The organism is Streptomyces avicenniae (genome assembly GCF_000719135.1).
GTDB classification, from domain to species: domain Bacteria; phylum Actinomycetota; class Actinomycetes; order Streptomycetales; family Streptomycetaceae; genus Streptomyces; species Streptomyces avicenniae.
Genome location: NZ_JOEK01000001.1, coordinates 870806 through 880243 on the forward strand (window position 1 = coordinate 870806; position 9438 = coordinate 880243).

Genomic DNA, 9438 nt, shown 5'->3' on the forward strand with positions numbered 1-9438 from the left:
GGGTGAGCCGTCGCCCCCGTCCCCGCGGGCGGCGGACCGGTCCAGGAGACGGCCGGCGCCTCCAGGACCGTGGGCCCGGTGCCGCCCCGGCACACGGGTCATCCGCCGCCCACCGGCCACACATTGGCCGAAAACCACCCGCCGCTCCCGTGCGCTCCGCGCACGCCGGCGTGAACCGTCCACCCCTGGGCGGCAGTTCGCCGCGCCGCGCGAACGACCTCCCCGGTGTGCCCCGTTCACCCCCGTCGCATGGCAGCATGGCCCTGGGCACCTGCGCGACGGTCCGGCACCGGACGTCCCCAGGGGAGGCTCCCAAGGCTCCGAACTCACTGGGGGAGGCGGCGATGCGGTGGTTGGTCGGGTGGTGCGGAGCCGCTGCCAGCGCTGCCCGTGACATCCAGCCGCTCGGCGCGCACCTGCTCTGGGACGGCCCCGACCCGCTGTGGGCCGTGGGCGACTGGCGCGCCGACGAGATCCGTCTGGTCCACGCCGACGGCGACACCCACCTCGCCGTCTTCGGCCACTGCGGCGCCGACGACCTCACGCTGCGCCGCTCCCTCGTCTCCGCGCGCGCGGGCGCACTCCGCCAGCTCACCACCTGGCCGGGCAGCTACACCGCCGTCGCGCGCTTCGGCCGCCGCACCGTCGTCCCGGCCGACCTCGTGGGCGTCCGGCCCGTCTTCCACACCTCCTGGGCGGGCGGCACGGCCTACGCCACGGCCGCCCTCCCGCTGGCCGACCTCACCGAGGCCCAGCTCGACGTCCCCCACCTCGCCGCGCTCCTCGCCGCCCCCGAGACGCCGGAGGCCACCGGCGACGGCACCCCCTACCGCGGCGTCCGCCGCGTGCCGCCGGGCCACGCCCTGATGCTCCGCGAGGGCGGCAGCCGCGACACCGTCGCCTACGAACCCACGGCGCCGCTCGTCGTCGCCGCGCCGCCGATCGACCACGAGGTCGCCGTCGCCGGAGTGCGCGACGCGCTCGTCGAGGCCGTCCGCACCCGGCTCGCCGCCCCGCGCCACGCGCCCGCCACGGACGGCGGCCCCGTTCCCGGCATGGGCCCGGCCGACCGCAACGGCTCGCGGCACGCGGAGCCCGCGCCCGGCATCGGCGCCGACCTCTCCGGCGGCAGCGCGTCCGCGACCCTCGCCCTCCTCGCCGCGGGCCTGCCCGGCATGCCGGGCACGGTCTTCGGCACCGGCGCGACGCAGGCGGGCGAACGGCTCCTCGCCGTCACCTTCAACGACCTCACGCCGGGCGGCGCCAGCACCGCGGGCGGCCTCGCCCGCGCGGCCGAGCTGGAACGGGCCCGCGCCATCGCCGAGAACCCCCGGCTCCACCACATCGTCGTCACCGGCGGCGAGGAGGCCCTGCCGTACGCGGGCCTCGCCACCGGCCCCCTCACCGACGAGCCGGGCCCCGCCCTCGTCATCGCCGCCCGCCACCGGCACCGGCTCGCCGCGGGCAGCGCCGACCACCTCGTCGGCAACGGCGCCCGCCAGGTCATCGACGCCCACCCCGCGCGCCTCGCCGACCTGCTGCTCGACCGCCGTCGCCGCCATCTGCTGCGGCCCGTCACCGCCCTGGCCAGGGCGACCGGCGGGGGCGGCCGTTCCGTCATGGTGCCGCTCACCATCTACCGCGCCGCGCGCCGCCTCGCGCGGACCACCTACTCCGAGGGCCTCACCGGCACCGCCGTCGCGCTGCGCGGCCCGCTCGGCGCCGCCCTGGGCGGCACCGCCCAGGACCAGGCGCTCGTCGCCTCCCTGGCGGCCCTCACCTGGTCACGCCCCGGACCGGCCGCGCAGTGGCTCACCGGCGAGGCGCTCGCGGAAGTATCGATTCGGCTCGAAGCCGTGGCCGCGCGCCCCCGTTCCGCCGCGGGCGTCGGACGGCCCGGCGTGCGCCGCGCGGGAGCCGCCCTGGCCAGGGGCGCCGCCGACCACCGCGTCTTCGAGCAGGCCGTCGAGGTCAGACACCAGCGGCTGCACGCGCCGTTCTACGACAACCAGGTCGTCCGCGCCTGCCAGGCGCTCCCCGAGACGCTCCGCGTCCAGCCAGGCGCCCGCGCCGAGGTGCTGCGCTCCGTGCTCCAGGGCGCGGGCGTGCGCGGCCTGCCCCCCGGCTGGGGCGCCGGGACGCAGGCGGTGACGCACGGCGAGTCCGTACGGACCGGGCTGCGTGCCCACATCGGCGAGCTGGTGGACCTCTTCGACGCGCCCCTCCTCGCCGACGCCGGGCTGATCGAGGCCCGGGTCGTCCGCAAGGCCCTGCGCGCCGCCGCCGAGGGGGAGCGGCTCCCTCTCGACGGCCTGGCCGAGCTGGTCTCCACCGAGGTCTGGCTCCGCCGCCTCCTCACGCGCCGCGGCTCGTGCTGGACGGCCGAGGGTCACCACGACCCCCGGGCCGTCACGAGCGGCGTCAGCCCCTGACCCCGCCGCCGCTCAGGGCGTCAACGCGAACCGACGGCATACATACACACGGGTGAACTCCTTCCGCAGGGTCTCCTCCTCGGCGAGCGCGCCGTGCAGGTGGAGCGTCACGGGGGCCAGCCCCGGGCGGGCCGCGCCGATCGCGCGCCCGGTCTCACCCGGCGCCGCGTGGTCGTCGGCGTACACATGGACGTAGTGGTCGCTCTCCGCGAAGCCCATCGCCCGGTACCAGCGCAGGGTGTCGGGAGCGTCCCGGGTCCAGGCGTCGAGCGTCCCGACACCGAGGGCGCGTACCCGGCCACGCGCCTCGGCGAGGAGCGCGCGGCCGATGCCCCGGTGCTGGTGGTCCGGGTGCACGGCGACGGTCTCGATGGTCGCGAGGGCCTCCTCGACCGTGACGTCCATGATCCCGGCGACCGTACCGGCCGCGTCCACCGCGACCAGCGCGAAGCCGGGCGGGGCGATCGGCGGCTTCGCCGGGAGCACGTTGTCGTAGTAGGGAGTGCCGAGGAAGGAGAGGACCCGGCAGCGGAGCCAGGAGGGCTCGTCAGCGGGCAGGTATGCGCGGACGGCCCACGGCCCGCGCGGGGTGGAGGGCAGAGACATGGATGACTGGGACACGAAGGTGATCCTCCGGTTGAGCACGGCGGTCAGGACGGTCGAGGTCACGCAGTCGCTTGATCACGCTGTGTAGTATTCTCGCCGCGCTCAGGCCATGGCAACCGGTTTTCGTGACTCAGGCGCAGGCGATCTCCGACTCCGCCCAGTCCGCCATGGCCACCGCCCCCAGCCGCCCCGAGGGCTCCACGGCGAGCCGCAGTTCCCCGACGCCGTCGAGCGGCACGTCGAGCCTGACCGCCTCGTCCCCCGCGGAGATCACCTCCGACCGCCACAGCAGCGCCCCGTCCCCGTAGACCGTGAACACCGCGGCGCCCAGCCGCCGCGACATGTCGTCGATCCCCACCGCCGCCCGGTAGGCCACGCACTCCCGGTTCAGGTCCACCGTGACCGACGACTCGGCGCCCACGCTGATCCCGTGCGCGTACTCCTTGCCCCCGATCTCCATCCCCGTCCGCTGCCACACCGGGCTGCTCCCGGCGAGCCGCACGGCGGGGGCGTCGTCCTCCCCCGTGACGTCGTAGGAGAGGCTGCTCAGCTCGAAGTCCCATGCCGGCGGCGGAGGTTCGGGGAGCGGCGGCTCCGGCTCCGGTTCGGGCTCAGGCGCGGGGGAGGTCGGCTCCGGTTCAGGCTCGGGCTCCGGCGCGGCCTCGGTGGGCGCCGGTTCCGGGGCCGACGGTGAAGGCGCGGGCTCGGCGGGCGGCGGCGCGGACGGTGGAGGCTCCGGCTCCGGCTCGGCCGGCGCCGGTTCAGGCTCGGGCTCGGGCCCCGGCACGGACGGCGCGGACGGCAGCGGATCACGGGGCGTCGCCGCCCGGTCGTCCGGCGGGTCGGACCCCATCAGCGCGAACGCCACCACCGCCGCGACCGCCGTCGCCACCACCCCCGAGGCGATCCCGGCCTTCAGCGGCGCGCCAAGACCCTCGGCCGCCGCGCCACCCCCCGCTCCTCCCGCCGCCCCACCGGCGGCGGCTGCCGCGCCCGTACCCGTGCCCGCCCCGGCGACACCGAGCCACAGCGCGGCGGCGCCCCGGACACCCGAGTCCACGGCGAACCAGCCGATCAGCGCCACCGGCAGCACCGCGCCGATCCGCGTGTTCAGATCCCGCACCTCGAGAGCGGCCGTCGCGCACCGCGCGCACTCCTGGAGATGCTTCCGCAGCCCCCGCTCCGCACGGGACCGTAATCCTCCGCGCGCGTAGGCCCCCAGACGCGGCGCATACCGTGCGCAGTCCCCGCCCGCCATCAGCGAACGGCTCACGTGCTGCTGGAGGAACGCCTGCCGCAGCCCCTCACGCGCCCGGTGCGCCAGCACCGCCGCCGCGTTCGGTGTCAGCCCCAGCAGCGGCGCGACATCGCGCGGCGACGCCTCCTCGACCGTCGTGTGCCACAGCACGGTCTGCCACCGCTCCGGCAGGCTGCGGAAGGCGCGCACCGCCATCGACGCGTCGGCCTCCCGCATCGCCCGCACGTCCGCGCCGACCTCAAGCGCCACCGCGTCACCCGCGAGCGCGGCCTCGGCCGACACGGCGAACTCGGCGAAGTCCTCGACCAGTTGCTCCCGCCGCGCCGTCCTGGCCCAGTCCGCCGCCACACGCCGCACCGACGTCAGCAGGTACGCGCGCACCGACGCCTGCGGCCCGGCGCCGCCCCGTACGGCCTGGAGCGTGGCGGTGAACACCTCGTTCGTCAGGTCGTCCGCCGTGTCCGAGTCACGGCAGCAGGTCCTCGCGTACCGGCGCACGGCCGCCGCGTGGCGGCGGTACAGCTCGTCGTACGCGCCCGTGTCACCCCCGCGCATCCGCTCGACCAGCTCCAGGTCGGACGTCCCGGACGCCCCCTGCTCCCGCCGCTGCCGTGGCACCGTGGAACCGCCGCCCTGCCCCTCAACGCCCATCGCGTGAAGCCCTCGTTATGTACACCGTTGTCAGCAACAGGCGTCAGCGTCCCACAGCCCGGTCCTCCCGTACGCCGGTCTCACTCCAAGACCACTCTTCCGAGGGCATTTACGCGCGACGGCTCGTCTCCCGGCGCGAACCGTGCTGACAGATCCGTCAACACCACCCGCCTCAACCGCCGTTGGCCCGAAGCCCCTGCAACAGGATCGCCAACAACCGCATCTCGGCGGCCGACTGCCGACCCGCATCCTCCAGGCGCGGCGGCGTCGTCGCTATCACCAGCATCAGGTCCGCCACGGTCACGTCAGGACGCAGCTCACCCGCGTCCCGCGTCCGCTCCACCAACTGCCCCACGGCGGACAGCAGTTCCCCCGTCCCCGCACCCCGCTGCTGGGGCACCCTGGCCCCCGCCCCCACATCGGACTCCGGCGCCGTCGCCGACAGCAGCTCCGGCGGCAGAAGCCGCCCCGCCCCCGCCGCCGCCGACCGCCGCACGAACCCCTCCAGCGCCCGCCACGGCTCACCCTCCACCGCGAGCGCCTCCCGCGCACGCGCCGTCAGCCGCTCCGTCTCCTCGGTCGCGATGAACCGCACCAGCGCCTCCTTGTTCGGGAACCGCCGATACACCGTCCCCACGCCGACACGCGCCCGCCGCGCGACCTCCTCCATCGGCGCCCCGTACCCCTGCTCCCCGAAAACATCTCGCGCCGCGCTCAGCACATGCCGCAGATTGCGCTGCGCATCCACCCGCAACGGCCCGTTCCTGCGGCGCTCCTGCTCCCGCTCGCCGGACACCCCGGTCCCCGTACCCGTGTTCCCCATGACCCCCGTGACCCCGTTTCCCCCGATATGGACGAGCGGCCGGACCGCCCCTGATGACGCACCTACGAACTTAGTTGAGCGCACTGACAGTGAGAACCCGGATACCCGGCCCACCACCCCCTCAAATGCCCACAAAACATACCCATCCACCCGGCCGACCGTCCCCGAACGGAGCACCGTCCCGCACAACCTGTGGACAAACACGCGCCCCCGGGTGCCTCATGGACAGGTGACGAAGCGACCCGCGCACATCGTTGTGATCGGCGGCGGCCATGTCGGGCTCTACACCGCCCACCGCCTCCAGCACCGACTGCGGCGCGGAATCCGGCGCGACGACGTACGGATCACCGTCATCAGCCCCGACCCCTACATGACCTACCAGCCGTTCCTGCCGGAAGCGGCGGCCGGCTCCCTCTCCCCCCGCCACGTCGTCGTCCCCCTGCGCCGCGTCCTCGACCGCTGCCGCATCCTCCCCGGCCAGGCCACCGCCGTGGACCCCGCACGACGCACGGTCACCGTCCGCCCCCTCGCGGCGCGCCCCGACCACACCGGCCCCGACGCCACCGACGACCCCGGCCTCCTCCACCTGCCCTACGACGAACTCGTCCTCGCCCCCGGTTCCCTCACCCGCACCCTCCCGGTCCCCGGACTCGCCGACCACGGCATCGGCTTCCGCACCGTCGAGGAAGCCATCGGCCTGCGCAACCACGTCCTCGAACAACTGGACATCGCAGCCTCCACCCGCGACACCGACGTCCGCGACGCCGCCCTCACCTTCGTCTTCGTCGGCGGCGGGTACGCGGGCGTCGAAGCCCTCGCCGAGCTGGAGGACATGGCCCGCCACGCCTGCCGCTACTACCCCTCGCTCCGCCCCGAGGAGCAGAAGTGGATGCTCGTCGAGGCCAGCGACCGCATCCTCCCCGAGGTCGGCGACCGCATGGGCGCCTACGCCCTCCGCGAGCTGCGCCGCCGCAACATCGACGTACGCCTCGGCACCCGCCTCGAATCCTGCGAACACCGCACCGCCGTCCTCACCGACGGCACCCGCCACCCCACCCGCACCCTCGTCTGGACCGCGGGCGTCAAACCGCACCCCGTCCTCGCCCGCTTCGGCGTCCCCCTCGACGACCGGGGCCGCGTCCGCTGCACGGCGGACCTCCGCGTCCAGGACACCGACCACGTCTGGGCGGCGGGCGACGCGGCCTCCATCCCCGACCTCACCTCCGACGCGCCAGGCGCCGTCTGCGCCCCCAACGCGCAGCACGCCGTCCGGCAGGCCCGCCGCCTCGCCGACAACATCGTCGCCGCCCTCGACGGCCGCCCCCTCACCGACTACACCCACCGCCACGCGGGCTCCGTCGCGTCCCTCGGCCTCCACAAGGGCGTGGCACGTGTCTACGGCCGCCGCCTCACCGGCCGCACCGCCTGGTTCGTGCACCGCGCGTACCACCTCTCCCGCGTCCCCACCGTCAACCGCAAGGCGCGCGTCCTCGCCGAATGGACCCTTGCGGGATTGTTCAGACGTGAGATCGTCTCCCTCGGCTCGCTGGAACACCCGAGGGCCGAGTTCGAGCTGGCGGCGGGCAGCCCCCGCGACCCCGAGGACGCCTGACGCCGTACCGCCGTGTGACCATGGACGAGCCGGCACCCCGGCGAGCACGCACCAGACCAGGACCAGGAACGACGCGGAACGAATCGGAACGGAAGCTGTGAATTTCACGCGTTGGGGACTCCGGCTGCCCGGAACGCAGCGGCGGAGCGCCGCCCCCGCCGGAACCGACTCCACCGGCGTGCCGTCGGCCCGCACCGAGCCGAAGGACATCGGCCCGCCGCCCACCCGACCCCCGTCAGGCCCCGGCGTGGACGCCCACGCCGTCCACGAACTCCTCGGGCAGGTGCCCGCGCCCGTGGCCGTCGTCCACGGTCCCGACCACCGCGTCGCCTACGTCAACGGCGCGTACGCCACGCTCTTCGGCCCCCGCGCCCCCGGCGCGCCCGCCCGCGAGACCCTGCCGGAGCTGGGCGAGCTGGGCCTCCTCCCCCTCATGGACCAGGTGCAGCGCAGCGGAACGCCCCGCACCCTCAAGACCCGCCGTGTCCCCGGCCAGACCCGCGACAGCCACTTCACCTTCACGTGCACCCCGGTGCGCCTGGACCTGACCGGCACACCCGCGGAACGCCGCGGCGTCCTCGTCTTCGCCTCCGACGTCACCGACCAGGTCGTCTCCGCCGCCCGCCTGCGCGAGAGCGAGGGCCAGCAGCGGGCCGCCGCCGTCACCCTCCAGCGCAGCCTGCTCCCGCAGGAGCTGGAACAGCCCGACGATCTCCGCGTCGCCGCCACCTACCAGCCAGGCGGCCGTGACGCGGCGGTCGGCGGCGACTGGTACGACGTCATCACGCTCGGCGCGGGCCGCACGGCCGTCGTCATCGGCGACGTCATGGGCCGGGGCGTCCGCGCGGCGGCCGTCATGGGCCAGCTGCGCACCGCCGTCCGCGCCTACGCGCGCCTCGACCTCCCGCCGCACGAGGTCGTCCAACTCCTGGACGGCCTCGCCTCCGACATCGACCCGACGCAGATCGCGACCTGCCTGTACGCGGTCCACGACCCGAACGAGGGCACGCTCACCTACGCCTCGGCCGGTCACCTCCCCATCCTGATCAGGGAGCGCGACGGCACGGTGCACCGCGCCGCAGAACCCGTCGGCCCGCCCCTGGGCACCGGCGGCTGGACCCACACCTCCGGCTCCGTCCCCTTCCCGTCGGGCGCCACCGCCGTCATGTACACCGACGGCCTCGTGGAACGGCGCGACGCCGACATCGACGAGGGCATCGACGCGCTGGAGGGCGCCCTCGCGGGCGCGGGCGACAGCCCGCAGATCGTCTGCGACCGGCTGCTGCGCTCCCTCGGCATCAGCGAGGAGCACGACGACGACGTGGCGATCCTCGTCCTCACCGCACCCCACCGGAGAGGCGAGGACGCCGATCTCTTCCGGGGAGCGGCGCTCGACCTCCTCGGCGGCATCGAGGCCGCGCCCCGTGCCCGTGCCTTCGCGGACGGCGTCCTGGCCAGCTGGCGGTTCCCCGAGGAACTGCGCGACCTGGGCGTCCTCGCGGCGAGCGAGCTGGTCGCCAACTCGCTGAAGCACGGCCGCGCCCCGATGGGCCTGCGGCTGCGCCGCACCGACCGCCGCCTGATCGTGGAGGTCACGGACGGGGACGAGCACCTGCCGCGGCGCCAGGTGGCGCAGCCTGCCGACGAGGCGGGCCGTGGCATGCAGGTCATCGCGACGATCGCGGCCGACTGGGGCGCCCGGCGCCTGCCCGAGGGCGGGAAGGCCGTGTGGGCCGAGTTCTCCCTGCCGGGTCCGAGTTGACGCTCCCCTGCCCACCGCGTAACGTAGCCCGAGCGCTCGTCAAGGGCGCCTTTGTTTCGTCCTCGGACGAAGCGGCCATCTCTTGGCACACCAGCCGATAGACCTGCCGACCCGCGAGGGTCTGTTTTGGTTTTCCCAAAACAGCCCGCCGGGAGCGGATTTGGAAAACGGCGGGGAATGGGCCTAGAGTTGGGGACACCGAAGGGAAGCGCCCGGAGAGGCCCGAGAGGGTTTTGAAGGAAGCGTCCGTTCCTTGAGAACTCAACAGCGTGCCAAAAGTCAATGCCAATGTTT

At 74.9% G+C, this 9438-nt stretch carries 6 protein-coding genes; 3 read left to right on the top strand and 3 right to left on the bottom strand.

The genetic code is table 11. The features are described 5' to 3' along the window. The first annotated feature begins 344 nt into the window (after window positions 1-344). Complete coding sequence (locus IF27_RS04035; RefSeq protein WP_052847832.1) at window positions 345-2432, top strand: asparagine synthase-related protein; 2088 nt, start codon at window positions 345-347, stop codon at window positions 2430-2432. 12 nt (window positions 2433-2444) lie between these two features. Here the strand turns inward: IF27_RS04035 and IF27_RS04040 are convergent, their stop codons facing one another. The 3 genes from IF27_RS04040 to IF27_RS04050 form a co-directional block, all read right to left on the bottom strand. Continuing rightward, entirely contained in the window at window positions 2445-3053 is a 609-nt protein-coding gene (locus IF27_RS04040; protein WP_223290904.1) for a GNAT family N-acetyltransferase, read from the bottom strand. A 115-nt stretch (window positions 3054-3168) separates the two neighbouring features. Beyond that, window positions 3169-4947 carry a sigma-70 family RNA polymerase sigma factor gene (locus IF27_RS04045; RefSeq protein WP_052847834.1) on the bottom strand — a complete coding sequence of 593 codons (1779 nt, stop codon included), beginning with the start codon at window positions 4945-4947 and terminating at the stop codon, window positions 3169-3171. A 172-nt stretch (window positions 4948-5119) separates the two neighbouring features. Next, window positions 5120-5770 (bottom strand): TetR/AcrR family transcriptional regulator, encoded by a 651-nt coding sequence (locus IF27_RS04050; RefSeq protein ID WP_052847835.1) that lies wholly within the window; start codon window positions 5768-5770, stop codon window positions 5120-5122. Window positions 5771-5999: 229 nt separating this feature from the next. Here IF27_RS04050 and IF27_RS04055 point away from each other — a divergent pair, with 229 nt between their 5' ends. Continuing rightward, complete coding sequence (locus IF27_RS04055; RefSeq protein WP_052847836.1) at window positions 6000-7382, top strand: NAD(P)/FAD-dependent oxidoreductase; 1383 nt, start codon at window positions 6000-6002, stop codon at window positions 7380-7382. Between the two features lie 97 nt (window positions 7383-7479). Next, window positions 7480-9144 (top strand): ATP-binding SpoIIE family protein phosphatase, encoded by a 1665-nt coding sequence (locus tag IF27_RS04060; RefSeq protein ID WP_052847837.1) that lies wholly within the window; start codon window positions 7480-7482, stop codon window positions 9142-9144. Window positions 9145-9438 lie beyond the last annotated feature (294 nt).